Annotated in this window: 22 protein-coding genes and 1 tRNA gene; 10 read left to right on the plus strand and 13 right to left on the minus strand. The window is 67.8% G+C overall.

Translation table 11 applies throughout. The annotated features are described in order from the left end of the window. Positions 1-100: 100 nt before the first annotated feature. The 3 genes from J7528_RS08085 (at position 101) to J7528_RS08095 (ending at position 3,813) form a co-directional block, all read left to right on the plus strand. Complete coding sequence (locus tag J7528_RS08085) at positions 101-1,897, plus strand: ATP-binding protein (RefSeq protein WP_291872761.1); 1,797 nt, start codon at positions 101-103, stop codon at positions 1,895-1,897. A gap of 218 nt (positions 1,898-2,115) precedes the next feature. After that, complete coding sequence (rnk, locus tag J7528_RS08090) at positions 2,116-2,535, plus strand: nucleoside diphosphate kinase regulator (protein WP_291872629.1); 420 nt, start codon at positions 2,116-2,118, stop codon at positions 2,533-2,535. Between the two features lie 90 nt (positions 2,536-2,625). Then, complete coding sequence (locus tag J7528_RS08095) at positions 2,626-3,813, plus strand: CaiB/BaiF CoA-transferase family protein (RefSeq protein ID WP_291872632.1); 1,188 nt, start codon at positions 2,626-2,628, stop codon at positions 3,811-3,813. Positions 3,814-3,948: 135 nt separating this feature from the next. Here the strand turns inward: J7528_RS08095 and J7528_RS08100 are convergent, their stop codons facing one another. Beyond that, positions 3,949-4,815, minus strand: coding sequence for a transglycosylase SLT domain-containing protein (locus J7528_RS08100; RefSeq protein WP_291872634.1), 867 nt, complete (start codon positions 4,813-4,815; stop codon positions 3,949-3,951). Between the two features lie 193 nt (positions 4,816-5,008). Here J7528_RS08100 and J7528_RS08105 point away from each other — a divergent pair, with 193 nt between their 5' ends. Next, positions 5,009-5,731 carry an energy transducer TonB gene (locus tag J7528_RS08105; RefSeq protein ID WP_291872638.1) on the plus strand — a complete coding sequence of 241 codons (723 nt, stop codon included), beginning with the start codon at positions 5,009-5,011 and terminating at the stop codon, positions 5,729-5,731. Between the two features lie 78 nt (positions 5,732-5,809). Here the strand turns inward: J7528_RS08105 and J7528_RS08110 are convergent, their stop codons facing one another. Further along, entirely contained in the window at positions 5,810-6,973 is a 1,164-nt protein-coding gene (locus J7528_RS08110; protein WP_291872640.1) for an acyl-CoA dehydrogenase family protein, read from the minus strand. A gap of 22 nt (positions 6,974-6,995) precedes the next feature. Continuing rightward, positions 6,996-8,006, minus strand: a complete 1,011-nt coding sequence (locus tag J7528_RS08115; RefSeq protein ID WP_291872642.1) for an FAD-dependent oxidoreductase — start codon at positions 8,004-8,006, stop codon at positions 6,996-6,998. Positions 8,007-8,224: 218 nt separating this feature from the next. Between J7528_RS08115 and J7528_RS08120 the strand changes: the two genes are divergently transcribed. The 3 genes from J7528_RS08120 to J7528_RS08130 all read left to right on the plus strand — a co-directional run bounded on the left by J7528_RS08120 (position 8,225) and on the right by J7528_RS08130 (position 10,642). Next, entirely contained in the window at positions 8,225-8,632 is a 408-nt protein-coding gene (locus J7528_RS08120; RefSeq protein ID WP_291872646.1) for a helix-turn-helix transcriptional regulator, read from the plus strand. A gap of 129 nt (positions 8,633-8,761) precedes the next feature. Further along, entirely contained in the window at positions 8,762-9,793 is a 1,032-nt protein-coding gene (locus J7528_RS08125) for a DNA topoisomerase IB (RefSeq protein ID WP_291872648.1), read from the plus strand. Between the two features lie 12 nt (positions 9,794-9,805). Continuing rightward, positions 9,806-10,642 (plus strand): Ku protein, encoded by an 837-nt coding sequence (locus tag J7528_RS08130; RefSeq protein WP_291872650.1) that lies wholly within the window; start codon positions 9,806-9,808, stop codon positions 10,640-10,642. 59 nt (positions 10,643-10,701) lie between these two features. Here the strand turns inward: J7528_RS08130 and ligD are convergent, their stop codons facing one another. Continuing rightward, a complete protein-coding gene (gene ligD, locus J7528_RS08135) occupies positions 10,702-13,293 on the minus strand; it encodes a DNA ligase D (RefSeq protein ID WP_291872652.1) in 2,592 nt (863 codons plus the stop codon). Between the two features lie 7 nt (positions 13,294-13,300). Continuing rightward, on the minus strand, positions 13,301-13,570 hold the full coding sequence (locus J7528_RS08140; protein WP_291872655.1) for a hypothetical protein: 270 nt from the start codon (positions 13,568-13,570) through the stop codon (positions 13,301-13,303). 1,056 nt (positions 13,571-14,626) lie between these two features. Between J7528_RS08140 and J7528_RS08145 the strand changes: the two genes are divergently transcribed. From J7528_RS08145 to J7528_RS08155, 3 genes are all read left to right on the plus strand, one after another. Next, entirely contained in the window at positions 14,627-14,908 is a 282-nt protein-coding gene (locus J7528_RS08145; RefSeq protein ID WP_066682603.1) for an HU family DNA-binding protein, read from the plus strand. A gap of 129 nt (positions 14,909-15,037) precedes the next feature. Then, positions 15,038-16,258, plus strand: coding sequence for a putative DNA modification/repair radical SAM protein (locus J7528_RS08150; protein ID WP_291872662.1), 1,221 nt, complete (start codon positions 15,038-15,040; stop codon positions 16,256-16,258). Continuing rightward, positions 16,258-17,802 carry a UdgX family uracil-DNA binding protein gene (locus J7528_RS08155; protein ID WP_291872664.1) on the plus strand — a complete coding sequence of 515 codons (1,545 nt, stop codon included), beginning with the start codon at positions 16,258-16,260 and terminating at the stop codon, positions 17,800-17,802. The genes J7528_RS08150 and J7528_RS08155 overlap by 1 nt, the downstream gene beginning before the upstream one ends. A 126-nt stretch (positions 17,803-17,928) precedes the next feature. Here the strand turns inward: J7528_RS08155 and J7528_RS08160 are convergent, their stop codons facing one another. The 8 genes from J7528_RS08160 to J7528_RS08195 form a co-directional block, all read right to left on the minus strand. Then, positions 17,929-18,465: a hemerythrin domain-containing protein gene (locus tag J7528_RS08160; RefSeq protein WP_291872666.1), complete on the minus strand. Its 537-nt coding sequence runs from the start codon at positions 18,463-18,465 to the stop codon at positions 17,929-17,931. Between the two features lie 146 nt (positions 18,466-18,611). Beyond that, positions 18,612-18,800, minus strand: a complete 189-nt coding sequence (locus J7528_RS08165; protein WP_291872668.1) for a hypothetical protein — start codon at positions 18,798-18,800, stop codon at positions 18,612-18,614. A gap of 59 nt (positions 18,801-18,859) precedes the next feature. Continuing rightward, the gene (locus J7528_RS08170; RefSeq protein WP_291872670.1) at positions 18,860-20,575 is read right to left on the minus strand and encodes an ATP-binding protein; all 1,716 of its coding nucleotides are present in this window, start codon (positions 20,573-20,575) and stop codon (positions 18,860-18,862) included. Continuing rightward, positions 20,572-21,024, minus strand: a complete 453-nt coding sequence (locus J7528_RS08175) for a YfiR family protein (RefSeq protein ID WP_291872673.1) — start codon at positions 21,022-21,024, stop codon at positions 20,572-20,574. The genes J7528_RS08170 and J7528_RS08175 overlap by 4 nt, the downstream gene beginning before the upstream one ends. A 297-nt stretch (positions 21,025-21,321) precedes the next feature. Then, a tRNA-His gene (locus tag J7528_RS08180) sits at positions 21,322-21,398 on the minus strand. 183 nt (positions 21,399-21,581) lie between these two features. Continuing rightward, complete coding sequence (locus J7528_RS08185; RefSeq protein ID WP_291872675.1) at positions 21,582-22,313, minus strand: energy transducer TonB; 732 nt, start codon at positions 22,311-22,313, stop codon at positions 21,582-21,584. 13 nt (positions 22,314-22,326) lie between these two features. Beyond that, on the minus strand, positions 22,327-22,758 hold the full coding sequence (locus J7528_RS08190; protein ID WP_291872677.1) for a biopolymer transporter ExbD: 432 nt from the start codon (positions 22,756-22,758) through the stop codon (positions 22,327-22,329). Between the two features lie 5 nt (positions 22,759-22,763). Continuing rightward, positions 22,764-23,663: a MotA/TolQ/ExbB proton channel family protein gene (locus J7528_RS08195; RefSeq protein WP_291872680.1), complete on the minus strand. Its 900-nt coding sequence runs from the start codon at positions 23,661-23,663 to the stop codon at positions 22,764-22,766. Between the last annotated feature and the right edge of the window lie 574 nt (positions 23,664-24,237).

Genomic DNA, 24,237 nt, shown 5'->3' on the forward strand with positions numbered 1-24,237 from the left:
ATGATTGTTTGCCTTAGGAAGCTGTGGATTAACGATGTCCCGTAACCGGGTACCAACCACGCTGGCCTAAGGTTCGCGCTCAACGAAGAGGAGCGTGATCTTGCTCGCCGAGCGTCGCCTGAAGACAAGCCCGATGGACGGCGCCCGACTGGCCAAGGCCCTGGACGCCCAGGCCGCGCTTTTGCCTTACGCGCTGGGGGTTTTCGCCGTCAGCCTGCCCCTGTTCGTGTGGGTCGGATCATTCGCCGCCAACCGCGTGTGGATGACCGCCAGCTTCGCTGTCTTCGCGATCAACTGGGGCGCTTTCTACGCCGCCGTGAACTGGTTGCGCGACGATGCGTCGCAAGATCTTAACCGTCGCGCCCGGGTCCAGGTGCTGTGCGGGGTGCTGTGGGCGCTGAGCGTCGTGCAGATCTCCGCCTTCGCCCAGGGCGCCGGTCCCGCCCGCGACACCCTCCTGATGCTGGCCACGGCGGGAGCCGTGCTCTGCACCTTCTTCGCCGCGCCCTACCTGCCGGCCCTGCTGATCATCGCGCCGCTGGCCGCCGCCGGTCCGCTGGTCGCCCGGTTCTCGCAGCCGGACGGCCACCAGGGCGGCGACCTGACCTGGGGCGCCACGGCCTTGGCCCTGACCCTGGGCATGATCCTGAACCAGATGGTCCGCCGCCAGCACGACCTGGCCGTCTCGCACGAGGAGCTGGTCGAGGAGCGCCTGCGCGTGCTGGAAGAAGCCGAGCGCACCGCCCGCAGCAAGTCCGACATCGTCGCCACCCTCAGCCACGAGATCCGCAACGGCCTGACCGGCGTCACCCACGTGCTGGCCGCCGCCGCCGGCAAGGGCGGTCGAGCAGCCCCTTCGCGCGAACAGCTGAACGCCGCGCTGGACGCGGCCCAGGACCTGATCTCGGTGCTGAACGCCACCCTGGACAGCGAGACCGCCGAGTCCGGCCGCCTGAACGTCGAGACCCAGCCGTTCGATCCCGTCCGCCTGGTCCAGGATCTGGTCCTGCTGGACAAGCCGCACGCGGCGACCAAGGGCCTCGAGCTGGCCGTCCATATCGACCCGCTGCTGAAGGGCCGCGACAAGGGCGCCGCCGTCGCCGACGCCCTGCGCACCCGCCAGATCATCGCCAACATCCTGGGCAATGCGGTCAAGTACACGGTTCGCGGCCGCATCGAGGTCCGCGTCGAGCTGCGCGACGGCGCGGTCGCGGTCGAGGTCGCCGACACAGGCCCTGGCCTCTCCACCGAAGAGATGGAGCAAGCGTTCGAGCCCTTCCGCCGCGTCGAGCGCACCGGGGCCGGCGTCAACGGCGCGGGCCTGGGCCTGTCGCTGTCGCGCCAGCTGGCGCGACTGATGGGCGGCGCCCTGGAGGCCCGCAGCGCCGTGGGCGTGGGCAGCTGCTTCACCCTGACCCTGCCCTTCGACGCCGCCGTCGACTGCGAGCTGGAGGAAGAGCAGCTAGAGGCCATCGTCACCGAGACGCCGGGCGCGCCGCGCACCATGCGCGTGCTGATCGCCGAGGATGACGCCTTGAACGCGGCCATGCTGCGCGCCATCCTGGAGCAGCTGGGCCACCAGGTGGTCCACGCCCAGAATGGCCGCCGCGCCGCCGACTTGGCCAAGATCGCTGAGTTCGACCTTCTGATGCTGGATCACCGCATGCCGGTGCTGGACGGCCCGGGCGCGGCAAGCTCGCTGCGCGGCGCCGATGGCCCCAATCGCCAGACGCCGATCATCGCGGTCATCGAGGGCGATGGCGAGGAGGCCTCGGAGTTCCTGGACGCGGGCGCCGACATCGTGCTGCGCAAGCCCGTCAGCGTCGCCGCCGTAGCTCGCGCCCTGGCCGACGCCTCGGCCCTGGACCGCAACGTCGCCAAGTCGGAAGCCGCTTAAGCGGTTTGACTTCGCCCTCCTGAAGGCGAGAATGGCGCATGTTCTCGCGCCCGACCTTCCGGCGTTTTCGCCATCACGGCGGTAGCCTGCTCGCAGGCTCCTAGCCCCGAACCGTCCGCGCCCCTGTAGCGGCGGGCGTTCGGGGCGAACACACATCATCCCGCCATCTGACGGCTTCGCGCCGTCGCGCCTGAACATCCCTATGCCTGGAACTTTCCATGCTCGCGCAAGCGGACGCCGTCGTGCGTCCACACCTCATCATGGCCGAAACCGAGGCCGAACAGCTGTCTGCTCTGGCCGTGCAGATGGAGCAGGCCGCCCCGCTGGCGGCCGACCTGCTGCTGGCCGAGATCGACCGCGCCGAGATCCGTCCCGACGACGCCATGCCCGACCACGTCGTGCGCATGCGCTCGACCGTGCGGTTCGAGGACGACGCCCACGGCGCGGCCCGCTCGGTGCTGCTGGTCTATCCCAAAGAGGCCGACATCGCCGCCGGCAAGATCTCGGTGCTGTCCCTGGTCGGCGCGGGCCTGTTCGGCCTGTCCGTCGGCCAGTCGATCCAGTGGCCCGACCGCGACGGCCACGAACGCGCGCTGCGGATCCTCAAGGTCGAACCGCCGGGTCGCCTGGTGTTCTGAAGTCTCATGGAAGGGCTTGCCGCCGGGTAAGCCTTTCCCCTTCCCTCGCCCTCCCGCACACTCCTCCCCAACGATAAAAGGGAGAGAGCGATGCTGGAGGGACTGCGCGTCGTCGAACTGGCCACCTATATCGCCGCCCCCGGCGCTGCCGGGATCATGGCCGACTGGGGCGCCGAGGTGATCAAGGTCGAGTCCCCCGAGGGCGACCCGATGCGGCGGTTCTTCGACACCATCGGCTCGGACCAGGACGCCAACCCGATCTTCGAGCTCGACAACAGGGGCAAGAAGGCCGTCGTGCTGGACATCCGGTCCGACCTGGGCCGCGACGCGCTGAAGGCCCTGGCCGCCACCGCCGACATCTTCCTGACCAATGTCCGCCCCGCCGCCCTGGCCCGCGCCGGCGTCGACTACGAGACCCTGAAGGCGCTCAATCCGCGCCTGATCTATTGCAGCCTGACAGGCTATGGCTTGACCGGGCCCGATCGTGACAAGCCCGGCATGGATGTGGCGGCGTTCTGGTCCCGCGCCGGGGTCGGATCGATCACCGCGCCCAAAGGAACCGAGCCCTTCCCGATCCGCACCGGCATGGGCGACCACGTCACCTCGTTGGCGACGGTGTCCGCGATCCTGGCGGCGGTCCACGAACGCACCAACACGGGCGTCGGTCGGCTGGTCGAGACCTCGCTGCTGCGCACCGGCGTCTATGCGATCGGCTCGGACATGGCGATTCAGCTGCGCTTCGGGAGGCTGGCCTCCACCCGTGGCCGACGGGAATCCGTGCAGCCACTGGCCAACTTCTACAAGACCGCCGACGGCCGCTGGATCTGCCTGCTGCCCCGTCAGGGCTCGGTGGACTGGCCCCGCATCGCCGCCGCCGCCGGCCGGCCCGAGCTGGTCGACGATCCGCGCTTTGCCTCCGCCAAGACCCGCCGCGAGAACGGCCAGGCGCTGGTCGACATCCTGGACGAGGCGTTCGGAGCCATGGCCTATGACGACGCCGCCGAGGCGCTGGACGCCGGCGACATCACCTGGGCGCCCTACCAGACCCCGCGCGAGCTGGCCGTGGACGCCCAAGCCGAGGCGGCGGGCTGTTTCGTGGACACGCCCGACGGCGCCGGCGGAACCTTCAAGGCCCCGGCGGCCCCAGCCCGCTTCCCGGGTTCAGAAGATGGCCCGCGCGGTCCCGCGCCGAAACTGGGCGCGGATACGGCGGTGGTGTTCAGGGAACTGGGTTGGTCGGAGGACCAGGTGGCTAAGCTCGTTTCCACCTCCACCTAACCAATCCGTCTTCCCGGCGAAAGCCGGGACCCAGATGGAATGGCGCTGAAGTGGGCTCCGAAACTCCGCGTCGATCCAGTCAGCCTCACCGGATTGGATCTGGGCCCCGGCTTTCGCCGGGGAAACGGATCAAGGCTAGCGCTTGATCTTGTCGTTGGCGTCGGACAGGACGCGCAGCATCTCGGCCGAGAACATCGAGCTGGCCAGGCGCTGACCGCCGCCCATGCTGGCGCTGTCGCCGCTGAACGGATTGCCGACATCCTGCGAGCCGCGCAGGATCAGGTCGACCATCGCCTCCTGCTGGCGGATGCGCTCCAGGCGACGGCCACCGGCATATTGCAGGAAGCCCTGATCGGCCTGAACCGCCGGCGCCTGAGCGGGCCCCATGTCGACGCGCGTCGCGCCGCCGGTCTTGGTCAGGTTGGCATAGACCTCGCCTACCGTGGCGGCGCGGCCGTCACGATAGAAGATCGAGCGGTTGGCCTGGGCCGCGTCCGGGAACATCGCCGCGGCGCTGGCCCCCGGCGAGGCCGTGGCGGCCTGGATCAAACGCGCCGAGCCCGACGGACCCAGGAAGTGAGCAGCGTACAGCTCGCCGGCCGTGGGGTCGCGCCCCACCCGGCCGCGCAGATACGAGGCGTGGTCGCTGGCCAGCTCGCCGGCCATCAGCGAGGCGGCGTGCGGATCGGTCTTCAGCCCCAGCACGGCTTTGCGCGCCTCGTCGCCGTCGACGCGGTAACGACCGTCGCTGCCCTGGCTGATCAGGTCGGCGTAGCGGGCGTAGCCATACTTGGCGCCGTGCTTCTTCAGCGTGGACAGCCAGGTCTGGTCGACGAACTGGAACAGGCCCGAAGCCGACGAGGTCCGCGCCTTGGCGGCGGGATTGAAGCCGCTTTCGCGCTTGGCCGTGCCCATCAGGAACGTGAAATCGACACCAGTCGCGCTGGACGCGCGCTGGATCGCCGACTCGACGACGCTGCGGATGGAACTGACGGCGGGCATGGGCCTCAGGAGTCGGCGATCATGGTTAATTCAGGATTAACCACGTTCGGAGCCCTGCGTCCGGGGACGAGATGCCGCACCCACTCTTACAGACGTAAGACAAATCGTCACGCAAATTACGAATGTCAATTTACAGCCCAAGCGGTTCGTGCTGACCTGATCCTACAGATGTAATTCAGCGTAGGAGATTGACATGAACCTGGCTCTCCACCCCAGCGGCTCCGGTATTCCCGGCCTAGACGCCCCGCCCCGCAAACCCTCGAAGGTGCTGATGATCGGCCTGGGCGTTTCGGCCGCACTGCACGCCGGGCTGATCGGTTATCTGGCCTATCAGAAGTGGGTCTCGCCACTGCCGACAATGGTCGAGACGCCGCCGCTGGTTCTGGAACCGCTCTACACGCCGCCAAAGGCGCCGCCCCCTCCGCCGCCGACCGATCAGCCGCCGCCGCAGGCCGCCGCGCCGAAGCTGCATATCCCCTTGCAGACCTCCTTCGAAGCGCCCCCGCCCCTGGTGGCCGATCCGACGATCAGAACGGATGGGCCGCCGGCGACGGGTCCCCTCACGACCTTGACGCCGACACCGCCCGCGCCTCCGGCCCCGCCCTCGCCGCCAGCCAAAGTCATCACGCGCGCCAACTGGCTGCGGCTGCCCTCGGCCGACGACATGGCCCGCTACTATCCGGAAAGCGCCCAGCGGCGCGGGGTGTCGGGCTCGGCGACCTTGAACTGCGTGGTGGCGGTCAACGGCACGGTTCGCGACTGTTCGGTCCTGTCGGAGACCCCAAGCGAAGAGGGCTTCGGCGCCGCCGCCCTGAAGGTCTCGCGCTTCTTCAAGATGAAACCACAGACCGAGAACGGCGAGGCCGTGGACGGCGCAACCGTCCGCATCCCGATCCGCTTCAACGCAGGCGCCTGATACGCCCTCGCGCCTCCTTGAAGCGGAGGGGGCCGGATCGCTTCCGTATCGGCGATCCGGCCCTTTCTCTTCTAATTGCTAGTAGCTCTTCGGCAGCCCCAGCACGCGCTCGGAGATGAAGTTCAGGATCATCTCGCGGCTGACCGGCGCGATGCGGGCGATCATCGCCTCGCGGAAGTAGCGCTCGACGTCGTATTCCTTGGCATAGCCCATACCGCCATGGGCCAGGACCGCGTTCTCGCAGGCGTGGAAGCCGGCCTCGGCGCCCAGGTACTTGGCGGCGTTGGCTTCGGCCCCGCAGTCTCTGCCCTGGTCGTAGAGGGCAGCGGCCTTGAAGGCGAGCAGGTTGGCGGCTTCCAGCTCGGCCCACGACTTGGCCAGCGGATGGGCTACGCCCTGGTTCTGGCCGATCGGCCGGCCGAACACGACCCGCTCATTGGCATAGGTGGTCGCCTTAGCCAGCGCCGCCCGGCCCAGGCCGATGGCCTCGACGGCGAACAGCACCCGCTCGGGGTTCAGCCCATGCAGCAGGTACTGGAAGCCCTTGCCCTCCTCGCCGACCAGATCCTGCGCCGGGACGAACAGGTCCTCGATGAAGAGCATGTTACACTCGACGGCCTTGCGGCCCATCTTCGGGATCGGCTTGGCCTCGATCTTCTCGGCGTCGGTGTAGAACAGGCTCAGGCCCTGGTGCGGCTTGGCGCACTGATCCTTGGGCATGGTGCGGGCGATGATCAGGATCTTGTTGGCGCGCTGGGCGCCGGTGGTCCAGATCTTCCGGCCGTTCAGGCGGTAGCCGCCGTCGACCTTCTCGGCCCGCGTCTCCAGGCTGGCGGTGTCCAGGCCCGAGTTCGGCTCGGTCACCGCGAAGCACATCTTGTCCTCGCCCGAGATGATCCGCGGCAACAGGCGCTCGCGCTGCTCGTCGCTGCCAAACTTCACCAGCGGCATCGGGCCGAAGATGTTGAGGTGGATGGCGCTGGCGCCCGAGAAGCCCGCGCCCGACTGGGCCACGGTCTGCATCATCACGGCCGCCTCGGTTAGGCCCAGGCCCGCGCCGCCGACGCTCTCCGGCATCGCGACACCCAGCCAGCCGCCCTCGGCGATGGCGGCGACGAATTCCTCGGGGAAGATTCCGGTCTCGTCGGTGCGGTGCCAGTACTCGTCATCGAAGGCCGCGCACACCTTGGCGACGCCTTCGCGGATGGCTTCCTGCTCTTCGGTCAACCAGAATCCGGACATCCGGCCCTACTCCCCTGCGTTGCTAGTCCCCAAGCTTCTCGAAGCGTCGCGCGTCCATGGCGGCGGCGTCCGGGCCCGGGTGATCGCCATTCAGATACGCCGCGACCATGTCGGCCACAAGCGGCGCGAGCAGCCAGCCGTTGCGCCGCGCGCCGACGGCCAGCATGACACCGGGGGCCTTGCTCCAGCCGACCAGCGGCAGGCCGTCAGTCGTGGTGACGCGCACGCCGACCTCGACGCTGGCGGCGTTGAGGTCCAGGTCCGGTCGCAGCGCCCAGGCGGCGGCGCGCAGGGTCTGGGTCGCCGAGGCGTCGGGTTCGAGGTCGTCACGGCCGGCCTCCATGGTCGCGCCGATGGCCAGGGTCTCGCCGGGGGCCAGATAGACCCCCTCGCCCCGCACGACCATGTCGCCTTCGCCGGCCGAGGTCCGCAGGAGCTGGCCCTTTATCGGCGCCAGGGCGGCGGTCTCCGGAGCCAGTTGGCCGTCCCGCGCGCCGGGACCGGTGGCCAGCACGAGGATGTCGAAGGCTTCGGTGCGGCCATCGGCGAGACGCAGAGCGCCAGGCGCAAAGCCTTCGACCGCCACAGCCTCGAACCGCACGCCTTCCGCCTGCGCTGCCGTCCGCAGCGCCGCCAGCGCCGGCCGAGCCTCGATGCGCCAGTCCTCGGGAATGGTTTCGTCAGCCGGCAGGCCCAGGTCCTCGAGCTTACGACCGACCTCGCCGCGCCAGGTTTCGGAGCCTTCGATTCGCACGCCGGCGCGGTAGATTTCGATTCCCAGCCCCTCGGCAAAGGCCGGCCACAGGTCGCGAGCGCGCCGCATCAGGGCCAAATGATCGCGCGAAGCCGGATCGAAAAGCGCCTCGCTGACCGGCGCCAGCATGCCCGCGGCCACGCCCGAGGCGTTGTCCCCCGGCGCCGCCGGATCGAAGACGGTGACCTGAAAACCGGCCCGCGCCAGGCGCAAAGCCGCCGCGGATCCCAGCGCCCCGGCCCCAGCCACGGCGATACGCACGCCCGATTGAACTGTCATGGCGCGCAGACACCTCTGGAGGGCGCCGACGTCAAGTCCGGAACGACCACGTCTATCCTTCGGCTATTCATCATTAACGATAGTAAATCGAGCGCGACACTTTGGCGCGAAGACCCGTTCCGTGCACGTCCGGACGTGACGATGCAGCCAAGCTGTGTCTATACCCGTTAATATTGGCATGAGGCCGCCTCCGCGCGGCGCAATTGGAATAGAGGCGGATGAACGATCGACCCGCAGTCGAACCAGCCCACCCCGTGGACCTGTATGTGGGCGCCCGGCTGAGAATTCGCCGTAAGATGATGGGTCTTTCCCAGACCCAAGTCGCCGACGCCCTGGGCATCACCTTCCAGCAGATCCAGAAGTACGAGCGCGGCGCCAACCGCATCAGCGCCAGCAAGCTGTATGACGCCGCCAAGCTGCTACAGGCGCCGGTGTCCTACTTCTTCGAGGGCCTGGACGAGACCGACGGCGGCATCGACGACGGCTTCGCCCAGCGCATGACCGAGTTCGTCTCCACGCCGGAAGGCCTGGAACTGGCCAGCCTGTTCCCGCGCCTGGCCGATCGTCGCCTGCGTCGCCGGGTGGTCGACCTGGTCCGCGCCATGGTGGACGACGAGGCCCCGTAAGCCTCGCCAGATCAGTACGCTTCGAAAGGCCCGTGTCCTCTAAAGGCGCGGGCCTTTTCGCATTCGGAGCCCGCCGGAACCCGCCCCCTCGCCCGTCGTTGATCCGGCGAAGGCAAGAGGGCTGGCGACATGCCGCGCGATACGCTCGAACTCCAGCCGGTGGCGACCGGCCTGCTCTATGTGAACGACGACGATCCGGGGCTGCGCCGGATCAAGGCGGGCGACGGTTTCACCTACCGCGATCCGGACGGCGACAAGGTCGACGACGCCGCCACGCTGGACCGCATCAAGGCCTTGGCCATCCCGCCGGCCTGGACCGACGTCTGGATCTGCCCCTCGCCGCGCGGCCACATCCAGGCGACCGGCCGCGACCTGAAGGGCCGCAAGCAGTACCGCTATCACGAGGCCTGGCGGCGCGACCGCGACGGACTGAAGTTCGGCCGCATGATCGCCTTCGGCCGCGCCCTGCCCAAGCTGCGCGCCCGGGTCGAGGCCGACCTCGCCCGCCGGGGCCTGCCGCGCGACAAGGTCATCGCCGCCGTCGTCCGTCTGATGGAGCTGACCCTGATCCGGGTTGGCAACGAGGAATACGCGCAAACCAACAAGAGCTTTGGTCTCACCACCCTGCGCGATCGCCACGCCAAGCTGTCCAGCATGGGCGGTACGTTCACGTTCAAGGGCAAGAGCGGGGTGACGCACACGACCGGCTTCCGCGACCGCCGCCTGGCTCGCATCGTCAAGGCCTGCCAGGACGTGCCCGGCCAGCGCCTGTTCCAGTATCTCGACGACGACGGCCAGCGTCGCTCGGTCGGGAGCGCCGACGTCAATGCCTATATCCGCGAGGCCATCGGCCAGGACTTCTCGGCGAAGGACTTCCGCACCTGGGCCGGCACCCTGGCCGCCGCGCGGGCTCTGTGCCTGATCCCCAAGGCTGGCAGCGCCGCGGAGGCCAAGCGCAACGTCAATACCTGCGTGAAGGCCGTCGCGGGCCTGCTGGGCAACACCGCCGCCGTCTGCCGGGGCTCGTACATCCACCCGCTGGTGCTGGAGGCCTATCAGCAAGGCGTGCTGCCGCTGAAGGCCGGCCGCTCGGAGCGTGCGTTCGAGTTGGCCGTTATCCGCTTCCTGGAGGCCGCCCAGGCCTCGTGCGCCCAAGCCTAGAGGAGAGCGCCCATGGCCGCCGGCCGTCCCACCTGGCAGGGCCACCTGCGCCTGTCGCTCGTGACCTGCCCCGTCGCGCTCTACACCGCCACAGACGCCAGCAGCGACGTGCACTTCAACATGCTGCACAAGAAGACGCATAACCGCATCCGGATGATCCCGACCGATCCGGACCTAGGCCCCATCGAACGCGCCGACATCGTCAAGGGCTACGAGGTCAGCAAGGGCGAGTACGTGGTCGTCACCCAGGACGAGATCGACAGCGTCCGCCTGGAGAGCACCCGCACCATCGACATCGAGCGCTTCGTCAGCGCAGACGAGATCGACCGCCTGTACTGGGACAATCCGTATTTCCTGGTCCCCGACGGCAAACTTGCCGCCGAGGCGTATGGCGTGATCCGCGAGGCGATGAGCAAGGCCGGCCAAGTCGCCCTGGGCCGGGTGGTCATGCACCAGCGCGAACGCCTGCTGGCCATCGAGCCACGCGACAACGGCATGGTCGCCTGGAGCCTGCGCAATCACGACGAGGTCCGCGCCGTCGCCGACTATTTCGACGACATCCCCGACAAGAAGCCCGATGCGGCGATGATCCAGATCGCCCAGAAGATCATCGAGCAGAAGGAAGGCCCCTTCGATCCCGAGCAGTTCAACGACCGCTACGAGGACGCGCTGCGGGCGCTGATCAAGGACAAGCAGAAGGGCAAGGGCCGCAAGGTCGTGGTCGAAGAGCCCGAGGACACCAATGTCGTCGACCTGATGGAGGCCCTGCGCAGCAGCCTGGGCAAGGCTCCGGCCAAGGCCAAGCCGGCGGCCAAGAAGGCTCCGGCGGCGCGAAAGAAAGCCAGCTAACCGCTCTCCCGTTTCCCCGGCGAAAGCCGGGGAAACGGAGGATCGGATGTGGATGTGGGTCACTCCTTGCCCAGCTTCTTGATCGCCGCCGCCAGGTCCCGCTCGCTCTCCGCATAGGCGTCCCAGGCGTCGAGATCCTTCACCAGCCCCGGCACGGTGCGGATGTTGAACCGCGAGGGGTCCAGGCCCTTGCGCACCTGGGTCCAGGCCACAGGCCACGACACCGGCGCGCCGGGCCGGCCACGCGGCGACAGCGGGGCCACCGCCGTGCTCATGCGGTCGTTGCGCAGGTAGTCCAGGAAGATCTTCCCGCCCCGCTCCTTCTTGGACATGTTCAGCAGGTACTGATCGGGGCTATCGGCGGCCATGCGGGCGCAGACCTCGCGAGCGAAGGCTTTCGCGGCGTCCCAGTCCACGCTCTTGCCCTTCAGGGGCGTGACCACGTGCAGCCCCTTGCCGCCGGTGGTCTTGCAGAACGGGACCAGGCCCAGGGCCTCCAGCCGGTCGCGAATTTCGCGCGCCCCTTCGACCACGGCGTCGAAGCCTACATCCGGCGCGGGATCCAGGTCGAAGACCAGGCGACCCGGGACCTCGGGATCGTCCGGCCGGCAGTTCCACGGATGCAGCTCGGTCGCGCCCCACTGGGCGGCGGCGACCAGGCTCTCGACCGTGTTGAAGACCAGATACGGCTTGCGGTCGCCGCTGACCGTCACCTCGTCGATCAGGGCCGAAACGCCCTTACCCGAGTGACGCTGGAAGAAGGTCTCGCCGCCGATGCCGTCGGGCATGCGGATGACCGAACACGGCCGGCCCTTCACATGCTCCAGCATCCAGGGACCGACGGCTTCGAAGTAGCGGGCCAGGTCCAGCTTGGTCCCCGGCTTGCCGTCGCCGGCGTCCGGCCACAGCGGCTTGTCGGGATTGGAGATCGCCACGCCCAGCACCGCGGCCTTGCCGGCTTTCGGCGTCACCAGCTGCGCCTCCTCGACCGGGGCAGGAGCCTCGGCCTCGACGGCCTTGGCGGGCTTGTCCTCGCGCAGTCCCTTGAACGACGCCTGGCGCACCGAACCCTCTCCCGTGAAGCCCGCGAACTCGATCTCGGCGACCAACTCGGGCGAGACCCAATGCACGCCCGTGCCGCCCCTGGGCGCGCCCTTGCCGCTGAACGGCGAGGTCTTGCGGGCCAACTTTTTAAGCGCCGGCAGAAGCTTCGCGACCTTGTCACGGCCAAAGCCCGTGCCGACCCGGCCGACATGCACGAGGTCGCCGTCCTTGTAGACGCCGACGATCAGCGAGCGGAACGCTTCGCCCGTCGTGGTCCAGCCGCCGATCACCACCTCGTGGCCCGCCCGGCACTTGGCCTTGGTCCACGTGGCCGACTTGCCCGAGCGATAAGGCGCGTCGAGCGACTTTGAGACCACGCCTTCCAGAGACATCCGGCAGGCCGATTGCAGCACCGCCTCGCCGCCGCTCTTGAAGTGCTCGACATAGCGGATGCGCTCGCCGTCCTTGGGCAGCAGCGCCTTCAGCCGGTCCTTGCGTTCGGCCAGCGGCAGGCTGGTCAGGTCTTCGCCGCCGGCATGCAGCAGGTCGAAGGCGAAAAAGATCAGGTCGTCGGTGGCTTCGTCCGACAGCGCCGCCTGCAGCCCCGCGAAGCTGGGCGAGCCGGCCTCGTCCAGCGCCACGACCTCGCCGTCGATCAAGGCGTCTGGCAGGTCCGCCGCGTCCTTGATCATCTGGGGGAAACGATCGCTCCAGTCCAGGCCCGTCCGGGTGCGCAGCGCCGCCTTGCCGCCCTCGATCCGCAGCTGCATGCGGTAGCCGTCGAACTTGATCTCGTGGACCCAGCCGGCGCCGCCGGGCGGCCTGTCGACCAGCTTGCACAGCTGCGGCGGGATGAAGTCGGGGATCTTGGCGGTGTTGGTCTTTACCGGCTTGCGCTTCGGCGCGCCGGCGTCCTTGGCCGCCTTCTCGCCGCTGGCCTCGGGCGAGCTCCTGCTGTTCCAGACCGCGTCCGGCGCCGGCCCCGCGTCGGTCATGAACGGCTTGGGCGCCTTGCCCTTGCCGGCGGCGATCGTGTCCATCGTCCGGCCCGAGGCGATCGAGAAGCTGGTGTCCTCCAGGAAGTCCTGGTCGCCCTCGATCGCGAACTCGTCGCGATGCTTGATCAGCAGCCAGTTCTCGCGCTTGCCGCCACCGAATTTGTCGTTGTGAATCTTCACCAGGACCCAGCCGCCCTTCATCCGCTCGCCGGCGAAGACCAGCTTGATCTCGCCCTTCTTGAGCCCCTTCTCCAGGTCGAAGCCCGGCTCGGGCGCCCACCAGCCGCGGTCCCACAGCATCACCGTGCCGCCGCCGTACTGGCCTTCCGGGATCGTGCCCTCGAAGTCGCCATAGGCCAGCGGATGATCCTCGACATGGACGGCCAGGCGCTTGTCGTGCGGATCGCGCGACGGCCCCCGGGTCACCGCCCATGACAGGAACACACCCTCGTGCTCCAGCCGCAGGTCGTAGTGAAGCCGGGTGGCGTCGTGCTTCTGGATGACGAAACGCGCCCGCTCGGACGCGGCGACCCCGACCTCGCCCGAAGGCTCCGCCGTCTTCTTGAAGTCGCGCTTGGCCTGGTAGGCCGCCAGCTTGCGCGTCGCCATCGCCGGGTTACTCGCCGTCGAAGACTTCGGGACGCACGTCGTCGGGGTCGCCGTCCTCGTCTTCCTCCAGCGCGATGATCTCGTCGTCGTCCAGCTCTTCGGCGATCAGGGCGTCGTCATCGTCGGCGTCGCCCTCGGCCTGGGTGACGTCCAGGACGTCCGGCAGCTCCTCGAACGTGCGCAGCTCGCCGTCCTTGCCGACGACATCCTCATCCAGCGCCTCGGCGCCGTCCTGCTCGTCCCAGCCATTGTCATTGCCAGCATCGACGTCGGTCATGGTGGTTCTCCTGAAGGGTTCGACAGGAGGAATGGCTGGAGCGGGCGCGGCGTTCCGCGCCTTGCGTCCTTCGAGGCTCGCCTATCGGCGCGCACCTCAGGATGAGGAAATCAGTACAAGGCTCCTCATCCTGAGGCGCCCGTGCAGCGGGCCTCGAAGGACGCACGGCGTCTCGGCCTCGCGCCTAGGGCTGCGAGTTGGTGGAAAGGGACACGGAGCGCCGGACAGCGTCCGGAATGTGAGTTTGTAAGTACCGTTTCGACGAAGCCCGACGCTCCGCGCGATCGTTGTCCGGAAGCGTGACGGTCCGACGCTATTGGCGCCTCACCGCCCTTGAAGCCCCCGACGGGCGGGCCTGGCCGCGAAGCCTGGTCCCGGATGTCCGGGTTTCCCCGAACCTGTCGCGCGCCTCGGCCCGCATCCCCCGTCGCTTCTGTGTTCCAGGGCCGACCGCCGTAGGAGGGATGCAGTTGCGAGGTCTCCCCCGCGCCGACGAGCGCGCCCGCTCGATCGCCCCCGCCGCCACGATGGTCGCTGGCCATGCGCCCTTTCCTCGCGACGAGGTGGGTAGAGAATACGGCAGGTTTTGAGGCCGGGGACGGAGGAGCGTGAATGCTCGTGCCTTCCCCTTCTCCCCTTGCGGGATAAGGTGGCCGCCGAAGGCGGTCGGATGAGGGGTCGCACGCCGCTCGAACCCTTGCACCACAACGCTCATCCGACAGGTCTATCAACCCCTCATCCGGCGCTGCGCGCCACCTTCTCCCGCAAGGGGAGAAGGATGAATGCTCGTGAATCGCCGAGCACAGACGGCTATCGCCCCCCGATTCCGTGCAGAATCACCCGGTGCACGAACCACCCGATAGTCCACCAATCGGACCAACATTAACGCTTTTGCCCCGAACTTGGCCGTTCCGGACACGACGATTTCGTAAAAATCCCCGGCCCACGGGCGTTTTGCCCCCATGAATCGGCGTTTTAACCTTCCCTAACGGGTGACAAACCCAAAACGCCTCGGCAGGCTCACAACTCCCTGATTCACAGGACATGAGCTTAGAGATGACGAACGTTTCCGATCTGGTCGACGCCGCTGTCGCCGCTGACGACAAGCTGACCAAGACCCAAGCCAAGGCCATCATCGACGGCGTTTTCAAGTCGATCTCCGACGCCGCCGTGAAGGGTGAAGAAGTCTCGATCCCGGGCTTCGGCAAGTTCAAGGTCCAGGCCAAGCCGGCCCGCACCGGCCGCAACCCGGCCACGGGCGCGACCATCGAAATCGCCGCCAGCAAGAAGGTCGCCTTCACGCCGGCCAAGCAACTGAAGGACGCCGTCAACGGCTAACTTCAGCGTGGAAGCGGACGCGCAAGTGTCCGCTTCTCGACGTTGCTATTCACGCGCGACATTCTGCTCCATGCGTCTGTCGCGCGTGAAGACTATTCAGAACAAAAAGAGAACGATAACTTAGGCCACATGGCCGTTCTCGATCTCAGGCGCAAGCTCGCCATCCTCTCCGACGCCGCTAAATACGACGCGTCCTGCGCCTCGTCCGGCGCCGAGAAAAGAACCTCCGTAGGCGGTCAGGGCGTGGGCTCGACCGAGGGCATGGGCATCTGCCACGCCTACGCCCCCGATGGCCGGTGCATCAGCCTGCTGAAGATCCTGCTGACCAACTTCTGCATCTACGACTGCGCCTACTGCATCAATCGCGTGTCGTCGAACACGCCCCGGGCGCGCTTTTCGGTAAAGGAAGTCGTCGACCTCACCCTGAACTTCTACAAGCGCAACTATGTCGAGGGCCTGTTCCTGTCGTCGGGCGTCATCCGCACCGGCGACTACACGATGGAGGAGATGGTCCGGGTCGCCAAATCGCTGCGGCTGGACCACGACTTCCGCGGCTACATCCACCTGAAGCTGATCCCCGAAGCCTCGCCCGAGCTGGCGGCCGAGGCGGGTCTCTATGCCGACCGCGTCTCCATCAACATCGAGCTGCCGCGCGACGACAGCCTGGCCTCCCTGGCGCCCGAAAAGAGCCCCACCGACATCAAGCGCGCCATGGGCCGCATGCGCCTGGCGATCGACGACCACGCCGAGCCCGCCAAGAAGGCCGGCAGGCGGTCCTTCGCTCGCAGCCAGTCGACCCAGCTGATCGTCGGAGCCGACGAAGCCAAGGACGGCGACATCCTGGCCCGCAGCGCCAGCCTGTACGGCGCCTATCGCCTGGGCCGGGTGTTCTACTCGGCCTTCAGCCCGATCCCCGACGCCAGTTCGCGCCTGCCGCTGGCCCGTCCGCCGCTGCTGCGTGAGCACCGCCTGTACCAAGCCGACTGGCTGATGCGGTTCTATGGCTTCGAGCGGCCCGAGATCGTCGCCGAGGGCGAGGACCTGGATCTCTCCGTCGATCCCAAGACCAGCTGGGCGCTGAGAAACCGGGCCAAGTTCCCGGTGAACATCCAGACCGCCGACAAGGAAATGCTGCTGCGCGTGCCGGGCCTGGGCGCCAAGGCCGTGGAACGCATCCTGGCGGCCCGGAAGGTCACCCGCCTGACCCTCAATGACCTCAAGCGCGTCGGAGCCGTCCTGAAGCGCGCCAGGGCCTTCGTGGTCACCGCCGACTGGACGCCGGGGGCGCTGACCGACCGCGACAGCCTGAAGGCGGCCCTGGTCCAGCCCCAGCAGCTGAGCCTGTTCTGATGCGCGTCGTGCGCCTGGCGTCCGAAATCGACTTCGCCGGCTGGCGGACGGCCGCACGGTCGCTGCGGGCCGAGGGCGTGGAGCCGCAGGCGGTGGTGTGGACGGTCGAGCGGGAGCTGTTCTCGCTGGAGAACGCCCCCTCCGTCACGCCGCCTATCGGCGCCGCGCCACCTCCCCCGCAAGCGGGGCAGGAGGGTGAAGCTGCCTCCTCCCTCGTGAAACGGGGGAGGTGGCTCGCTGCGGATACGCAGCGAGACGGAGGGGGCGCTCCGACCTTCAGCGTGCCAGCGTCGTTCCTGGAACTGGCCGAGCAGGTGATCCAACACCGCAGTCCCGATCGCCTAGCCCTGCTCTACCGCATCCTGTGGCGGCTGGAGCGCGAGCCGCGGCTGATCGACAATCCGGCCGATCCCGACATGGCCCGCGCCCGCGACATGGCGAAAGCCGTCAGCCGCTCGGCTCATAAGATGAAGGCCTTCGTCCGCTTCCGCCTGGTGGAGGGCGCGGCCAGCGAAACCTACGCCGCCTGGTTCGAGCCGGCCCACCGCGTCACCGAGGCCACCGCCGGCTTCTTCGTGCGCCGCTTCACCAACATGGACTGGACGATCCTGACGCCCGACGCCTGCGTGGCCTGGGACCGTGAGCGGCTGATGGTGTCGGAAGGGGCGGACCCGGCCGACGCGCCGTCCGAGGACGCCCAGGAGGAGCTCTGGCGCACCTACTACGCCTCGATCTTCAATCCGGCCCGCCTGAACCCCAAACAGATGCGTCAGGAGATGCCGAAACGCTATTGGCGGAACCTGCCTGAGGCGGCGCTCATTCCGGAGTTGATCGAGACCGCCCAGGAGCGCGCCGCCGCCATGGTCGCCGCCACGCCTCGCCAGCCCTCCGACCGGGTGCTGAAAGCCGCCCTGCGCCACGCGCGCGACGCCTCCTATGAGGGCGGCATCCCTGCCGGCCTGGACGAGGTCGAGGCCGGCGTGGCCGTCTGCCGCCGCTGCGACCTCTGGCGCGACGCGACGCAAGGCGTGCCAGGCGAGGGCATGAGACATGCGCCACTGATGTTCGTGGGCGAGCAGCCGGGTGATCAGGAGGATCTTGCGGGTCGCCCGTTCGTCGGCCCGGCCGGCCAGGTGTTCGACAAGGCCCTTGCCGAGGCCGGCGTCGCCCGCGACCGGACCTTCGTCACCAACGCCGTGAAGCACTTCAAGCACGAATTGCGCGGCAAACGACGCATCCACAAGACCCCCGATCGTGGCGAGGTCACCGCCTGCCGCTGGTGGCTGGACGCCGAGCGGCGGCTGGTGAAGCCGCGCGTGGTGGTGATGCTGGGCGCGACGGCGGCCCTGAGCGTGATGGGCAAGCCCACGCCGATCGGGGCCAATCGGGGGAAGGCGCTGCAACTGCCTGACCAGAGCCAGGGCCTGGTGACCTACCACCCGTCGTTCCTGCTGCGCCTGCCGGACGCGGACGCCAAGGCGCGGGCCTATGCGGAGTTTGTCCAGGACCTGCGGCTGGCCGGGGAACTGGCGGGTTTGGCATAACAAAAACAAGATGCTCCCCCGCGATGCGGGGGAGCTGTCGCGTAGCGACTGAGGAGGCTAATGCGGCCTAGGCCCAGGTCGCCCCCGGCCCTCCGGGCCACCTCCCCCGCATCGCGGGGGAGGATCTTAATGCGCGGCCTTGCCGCCGTACTCCGCCATCAGCTCCTCCTTGCGGGCCTTCATGCGTTCGCCCATGCCCTCGAGGTCTTCGTCGCCCTTCTTGGCCTGGGCGAAGAAGCCGCCGGGCTGCTCCTCTTCCTTGACGTGGTGCTTGATGTACTCGCCCAGCACCTTGACCTTGGCGTCGTAGAACTCCTGGCCGGGCTTCATGGCCTCGATCTCGGCGATCAGCTTCTTGGCCCCGTCGTGCTCGACATAGGCCTCGTCGATCAGGTCGTCCTCGACCTCGCCGCGGCTCTCCGGATAGAGGACCTCTTCCTCGATCTGGGTGTGGACCTTCAGGGCCAGGGCGATCTTGTTGAACAGCGCCAGCTTCTCGGCGTCGCTCTCGAGCTGTTCGTACTCGTCGAACATCGCCTCCACCTCGCGGTGGTCCTTCTTGAGCAGGGTGATGGCCAGCGGATCGCGGCGGCCCGTGCGGCGGGTCGACTTGCGCGGCTTGGCGGACTTGGTCTTGCTGGATGACTTGGCGGCAGCGGCCATTGGAATGTCTCCCTCGATGTTCCCGACCGCCAACAAACCCCCGCCCGCTCCGGATGTTCCGAAGGCTAAGCATTTCAATCAAAAGAGATTTTGCGAACCGCTCGCAGTGTCGAGCGGCCGACGCCCGGCCGCTCGACAGGTCGCGATCAGCGGTTCTGGACGTTGCCCGAATGGCTGGTGTTCTGGCGCAGATTGCCCGAACTGCCCTGCTCGTCGAGGTTCACGTCGGCATTGCCGGGCTGCTTGCCGGCCAGCTCGGCCTGACCGTCGTCCAGGTCCGGCTTCTGACCCTTGAAGGCGCGTTGTTCGGGCAGGATGGGGGGCGGCTTGGACATGGCGTCCTCCTCTAGGTGATCGAATTCAACCGATCCCACGGGAAGCGGGTTCCTACGCCCTAGCTCGCCCGCTGCAGGGCCGTGTCCAGCTCGGTGGCCAGGGCTTCGATGCGGTAGGGCTTGATCAGCACGCGCCGGCCCTCGTTGGTCGCGGCCGCCGCGGCGGCGCTGTAGCCGGTGGTCAGGATCACCGGCAGGCTGGGACGCAGGCGCGAGATGTCCCGCGCCAGGTCCAGGCCGCCGATGTCGCCCGGCATGACCATGTCGCTGAACACCAGGTCGAAGGCCCCGTCCTTGCGCAGCACGTCCAGGGCGCCCAGGGCCTCGCCGGCGCGGACCACCTCATAGCCCAGCTCGCGCAGCATTTCCTCGACCAGCTGGGCGACGCTGTCGTCGTCCTCGACCAGCAGGATGCGGTAGCGCCCGATCGGGCCGGCCTTGCGCGGGGCGATGGCGGCCGGCTCGCTGGCCAGGGCCTTGGTCGAGCGCGGGATGCGCAGCCAGATGGTCGTGCCCTCGCCCAGCTTGCTGTCCACGCCAGCCTCGCCGCCCGACGCGCGGGCGAAGCCGTAGACCTGCGACAGGCCAAGGCCCGTGCCCTTGCCGACGGCCTTGGTGGTGAAGAACGGCTCGAACAGCCGCGTGATCATCTCGGGCGCCACGCCGACCCCGGTGTCGCGGATCCCTAGGCGGATCATGTCCCCTACCCCGTCCGGACGACCGGAGGGCTCGTTGCGGGCCTCGATGGTGATCGTGCCGCCATCGGGCATGGCGTCGCGGGCGTTGATGGCGATGTTCAGCACCGCCACCTCCAGCTGCGAGGCGTCGACCTCGATGCGCCACAGGTCGGGCGGCAGGTTGATCTCGACCTTGACGTCCTCGCGCAGGGAGCGGTCCAGCAGGGCGTGCATGCCGGCCAGGCGCGTGGCGATGTCGACCACCTCGGGCTTCAGCGGCGTGCGGCGCGAGAAGGCCAGCAACTGCTGGGTCAGGCTGGCCCCGCGGTCGATGGCCTGGCGCACGCCCTGGCGCAGGCGCTCGCGCCGCGCGGGATCGGTGGTGCGGTCCAAGAGGTCGATGCCGCTGGAAGCGACCATCAAGAGGTTGTTGAAGTCGTGGGCCACGCCGCCGGTCAGCTGGCCCATGGCCTCCATCTTCTGCGACTGGCGCAAGGCCGCCTCGGCTTTTTCGCGCTCGCGGATCTCGGCCTGCAGCTTGCGGTTGGCCTCGCCCTCGCGCGCGCCGGCCGCGCCCAGTACGGCGACCAGCAGGGCGGCCATGACGATCAGCAAGGCAAAGCCGGCATACCGCATCGCCCGCCTGGCCGGCGATTCCAGCACCGAGCGCAGATAGACCGAACCCAGCACCGTCTCGCCCTCGGTCACCGGCGAGGTCAGCACCAGCCGCGCGCCGTCCAGGCGCGGCGGGCCCAGGGTGTTGCGATCCGGCGGCGGCGGCGCGCCGGGACGGGTGTAGGCGGCCGTCAGCTGCCCCTGCATGTCGTAGGCGGCCACGGCCTCGACGTCGGGGTTGGAGCTTTGGGCCCCCACATATTCGCGCGCCGCCGAGCGGTCGTCGAAGGCCAGGGGCGCGGCCATGCTGCCGGCCAGGATGCGCAGCTGCACCTCGGCCGCCCGGTGACGCTCCTGCTGGCCCAGATGCTCGTTATAGGCGGCCATGCCGAAAGCGGCCGCGACGATGGCCACGGCCAGGCCGATCGCCATCGATACGGTCAGGGCGGGCCGAAGGCCCATGCGGCCGCCAAAAGCCTTCATTTGCCGCCATCCCGCGGCGGCGCCGACAGCGCCAGCAGCTTCGAACTCAGGGTCAGGCCGGCGGCCTGGGCGGCGTCGGCCCGGATCGAGAAGCGCAGGCGATTCTCGACGGTGACGAACTGGACCATGGCCCCGCTGGCTTCCAGGTCCTCGTCGGCCACGGTCAGGACCGGCTTGCCGGCCACCACGGCCAGCATCTGCTGCGGGGTCTGCTGGCGCGAGGCGCTGAGGAACAGCAGGTGGCAGCCCACGCCCTTGGCCACGGTCGGCAGGCGGATGACGGTCACAGGATGGTCGCCGACATGCAGGACGCCGGCGACGCGGTCGATGGCCCCGCCGAACGGGTCACGCCCGCCCACGCACAGCCGGAACGGGCTGCCCGGCGCCTCGAAGGCTGTCTCGGGCCAGTCGACGAAGGGGGTGAACTTGGCCAGATAGCCGGCCTTCAAGGCGTAGCCCGGCTCCTGCTCTCCGGCCTGGGCGACACCGATAAACGCGCACGCGAAAGCCGCCGCCGTGATGACCCACGACGACCGAGCACGCCAACCGGGCTTAGGTCCCGGGGCACTGGGCGGGAAACCCAAAACCATACGCCTGTCCCCCATGGGAATCTGAACGCGAAGCACAGCTGTTCGATCCCACACCGATGACATTTTGGAGGCAAGGGTCGGCCACACGACAAAATCGAAAAGAGCGACCGGAACGCAAAAGGCCCGGGGCGAACCCCGGGCCTTTCAGTGCTGCGATGGTACCAGCTCTCGGGCTCGAACCGAGGACCTCTAGATCCACAATCTAGCGCTCTAACCAACTGAGCTAAGCCGGCTCATCGCGAGGCGCTGTCTTTAGTCGCATCGGCCCCAAGGATCAAGCGCCGATCCGGACGATTTTAACAGGAAAACGTCCCCCCGTCAGAAACCGCCGTCGGGAGCGGAAACTGGACCGAAAAGAAAAACGCCCCGGAGCCGAAACTCCGGGGCGCTTCTTTAGCTTCGCCTGGATCCAGGTCCTATTGCGGGACTTGGAACACCAGCGGGACGGTCACCTGACCACCGTCGACGGGCGCGCCGTCGAGGGTCTTAGGCTTCATCCGGAACAGGCGCGACAGACGCAGGGCAGCGTCGCCGAAGCCCATGTCCGCAGGGTTCTCGGAGACTACAGAGCAGCTCTCCAGGGTACCCTTGGCCGTCACGGTGCACGAGATCGTCGCGCGACCGGAGACTTCCATCCGTTGAGCACGGTCCGGATAGTATCGGGCCATGTCGTCACCGCTCGGCTTACGAGCCCAGTCAGGGCGCGTGATGACCGAAGCGCGAGCCGGCGGGTTCGTCGGAACCGGCGGCACGGCGGAGATCACCGGCGGAGCCGTCGTCTCGACCCGCTTTTCAACGGGCGGGATCGGCAGCGGCGGCGGCGGCGTCACGTCCGGCGGCGGAGCCACCGGGGGACGCGGCTGGACCACGGCCGGAGGCGGCGGCGGTTCGTTGGTCGGCGGCGGCGGCGGAGGAGGCGGCGGAGGCGGCGGCGGAGGCGGAGGCAGCTCCACATCCACGGCTTCGTCCGAATACTCCTGGAACACCGCTTCGAACTTCTGCTTCGCCAGGTAGGCGAAGAGGAGTGCGTGCAGACCGCAGACCACGATCAGGGCGACGCCGAACGGCCCCATACCCTTTTTGCGACGCGGGCCGTCAGAGGTGAGCGGATCGTAGTGGCGATGCTCGGGCGTTTGTTGTTCAGCCATGCAGCACCCCTACTTAGCTATCATCCCGTCCAACGAGAGCCACGCTGTAGAAGCCGTTATCCTGGAGGGTGTTCATAACCTCCATGAAAGCCCCGTAGCGAACCTTTTCGTCGGCCCGGATGAAGATGCGCTCCTTAGTCGGATCGCGTCGGCCCATACCTTTGACGATGTCCTGACCCATCTCGTCGATGGAAGTCTGGTTGTCACCGATATAGAGCTGCCCCGTCGACTTGATCGAGATGTAGACCGGCTTCGGCGGGTTGGGAGTTGCTTTCGCCACCGCCGCGGGCAGGTTCACTTCGATCGACACGGAGGCGAGCGGAGCCGCCACCATGAAGATGATCAGGAGGACCAGCATAACGTCCACGAAGGGCGTAACGTTGATCTCGCTGTTCTGTTCGACGTTGAACCTGTCGCCCCCACCGCCTGAGAGTTTGGCGGCCATGGGTGTTACGCCCCCTTGTCGAGCTGACGCGAGATGGCGTTCATCAGTTCAGCAACGAAGCCTTCCGAGCGGGTGCCGTAACCCGAGATGCGGGTCTGGAAGTAGTTGTAGAAGATAACGGCCGGGATAGCGGCGAAGAGGCCGATACCGGTGGCCAGCAGAGCTTCAGCGATACCCGGCGCGACGACGGCCAGGTTGGTCGTGTTGGTGTTCGCGATGCCGATGAACGACGTCATGATGCCGTAAACCGTACCGAACAGACCGATGAACGGACCGGCCGAACCGACCGAGGCCAGGAACACCATGCCGCCCGACAGGCGCTTGGCCAGCGAGGCTTGCACCGCGTTGATGGCGTAGGTGGCGCGAGCCAGCGTCGAGTCGCGGTGCTCGCCGGCGACGGCCAGACCCGCTTGACGCGACAGTTCAACTTCCTGCGAGGCGGCGGCGGCCATGTCGGCCATCGGGTTGCCTTCGAATTCTTCCGACGAGCTGATGCGCGCGATGTCGGCGATCGAGCGAGCGCCGCGGAAGGCTTCCAGGAACTTGTCCGATTGCTTGTTCAGGCCAGCGAACTCGAAAATCTTGGTGAGCAGCAGAACCCACGAGAAGACCGAGGCCAGCAGCAGGCCGATCATGACGACCTTAACGACGGCGCCAGCGGCGAGGAACATGCCGACGGGCGTCAGCGAGTGGCCGCCCTTCTTCTCGCCGCCTTCTTCGGCGGGAGCGGCTTCCGGAGCCGGAGCAGCAGCAGCGGCGTCAGCGGCCGGAGCGGCGGGGGCGGCGGCTTCCGAAGTCGCGGGGGCCGGAGCCGCGGCGTCTTGGGCGAAAGCCGGGGCGCTCGCCATCAGCGCGACGGCGCCGACGAGAGCGATGAGGGGGGTCTTCCGTTTAATGTCGAGCATCTTTCGCCAGTTCCTGATTGGTCTAGCACGTTTGGACCGAGGGTCGTCGCGCGAGAGCGTGTCCACCCTAACTCTGAATAGCCCGCCTTGGAGTTCGATTGCTCTCTCTCCGCGGCGGACCCGCTTCGCTGCGCTCGACCCGTTACGCCCCTCACGAGGACCAAGGTCACCGGAAGGATCGTTTCGAAGCGCGGGCAACCGACGCCCTGTTAGGGGCTCCGGTCTTACCGCAATGTTAGAATTGCGGCTGTGGTCCTTTGGCAACCCCTTTTCGCACCGTCAAGGGGCTGATGTGGGCACAAAATCGTCGTAGATGGCCCGCCCCCCCGCCCATTGCCGCGCCGCACAAAAGGGTTTTCTGGAAAAAGGGGCGGTTTTTCCCTGGCAACGAGAAAATCCATGCTGCACTGCAGCAAGGCAACAAAACATCGGTCGATGAAGAAAGGCGCCCGCCGACTTGGCAGATGGGGCCGCGGACCGGACGGTCAACCGTCGACATGACGGAAAAACGACAATGCGGATCGCCCTGCTTCAGGACGCCCGCTTAGCGTTCGCTTCCAGATTGGAAGAAGAA

The organism is Caulobacter sp. (assembly GCF_017744445.1).
GTDB lineage: Bacteria > Pseudomonadota > Alphaproteobacteria > Caulobacterales > Caulobacteraceae > Caulobacter.

What these genes read in the sequence shown, in the direction of transcription:
- rnk (WP_291872629.1), top strand. Translation starts at nt 2,116, where the DNA reads ATGCTCGCGCAAGCGGACGCCGTCGTGCGTCCACACCTCATCATGGCC.
- J7528_RS08095 (WP_291872632.1), top strand. Translation starts at nt 2,626, where the DNA reads ATGCTGGAGGGACTGCGCGTCGTCGAACTGGCCACCTATATCGCCGCC.
- J7528_RS08100 (WP_291872634.1), bottom strand. Translation starts at nt 4,815, where the DNA reads ATGCCCGCCGTCAGTTCCATCCGCAGCGTCGTCGAGTCGGCGATCCAG.
- J7528_RS08105 (WP_291872638.1), top strand. Translation starts at nt 5,009, where the DNA reads ATGAACCTGGCTCTCCACCCCAGCGGCTCCGGTATTCCCGGCCTAGAC.
- J7528_RS08110 (WP_291872640.1), bottom strand. Translation starts at nt 6,973, where the DNA reads ATGTCCGGATTCTGGTTGACCGAAGAGCAGGAAGCCATCCGCGAAGGC.
- J7528_RS08115 (WP_291872642.1), bottom strand. Translation starts at nt 8,006, where the DNA reads ATGACAGTTCAATCGGGCGTGCGTATCGCCGTGGCTGGGGCCGGGGCG.
- J7528_RS08120 (WP_291872646.1), top strand. Translation starts at nt 8,225, where the DNA reads ATGAACGATCGACCCGCAGTCGAACCAGCCCACCCCGTGGACCTGTAT.
- J7528_RS08125 (WP_291872648.1), top strand. Translation starts at nt 8,762, where the DNA reads ATGCCGCGCGATACGCTCGAACTCCAGCCGGTGGCGACCGGCCTGCTC.
- J7528_RS08130 (WP_291872650.1), top strand. Translation starts at nt 9,806, where the DNA reads ATGGCCGCCGGCCGTCCCACCTGGCAGGGCCACCTGCGCCTGTCGCTC.
- ligD (WP_291872652.1), bottom strand. Translation starts at nt 13,293, where the DNA reads ATGGCGACGCGCAAGCTGGCGGCCTACCAGGCCAAGCGCGACTTCAAG.
- J7528_RS08140 (WP_291872655.1), bottom strand. Translation starts at nt 13,570, where the DNA reads ATGACCGACGTCGATGCTGGCAATGACAATGGCTGGGACGAGCAGGAC.
- J7528_RS08145 (WP_066682603.1), top strand. Translation starts at nt 14,627, where the DNA reads ATGACGAACGTTTCCGATCTGGTCGACGCCGCTGTCGCCGCTGACGAC.
- J7528_RS08150 (WP_291872662.1), top strand. Translation starts at nt 15,038, where the DNA reads ATGGCCGTTCTCGATCTCAGGCGCAAGCTCGCCATCCTCTCCGACGCC.
- J7528_RS08155 (WP_291872664.1), top strand. Translation starts at nt 16,258, where the DNA reads ATGCGCGTCGTGCGCCTGGCGTCCGAAATCGACTTCGCCGGCTGGCGG.
- J7528_RS08160 (WP_291872666.1), bottom strand. Translation starts at nt 18,465, where the DNA reads ATGGCCGCTGCCGCCAAGTCATCCAGCAAGACCAAGTCCGCCAAGCCG.
- J7528_RS08165 (WP_291872668.1), bottom strand. Translation starts at nt 18,800, where the DNA reads ATGTCCAAGCCGCCCCCCATCCTGCCCGAACAACGCGCCTTCAAGGGT.
- J7528_RS08170 (WP_291872670.1), bottom strand. Translation starts at nt 20,575, where the DNA reads ATGAAGGCTTTTGGCGGCCGCATGGGCCTTCGGCCCGCCCTGACCGTA.
- J7528_RS08185 (WP_291872675.1), bottom strand. Translation starts at nt 22,313, where the DNA reads ATGGCTGAACAACAAACGCCCGAGCATCGCCACTACGATCCGCTCACC.
- J7528_RS08190 (WP_291872677.1), bottom strand. Translation starts at nt 22,758, where the DNA reads ATGGCCGCCAAACTCTCAGGCGGTGGGGGCGACAGGTTCAACGTCGAA.
- J7528_RS08195 (WP_291872680.1), bottom strand. Translation starts at nt 23,663, where the DNA reads ATGCTCGACATTAAACGGAAGACCCCCCTCATCGCTCTCGTCGGCGCC.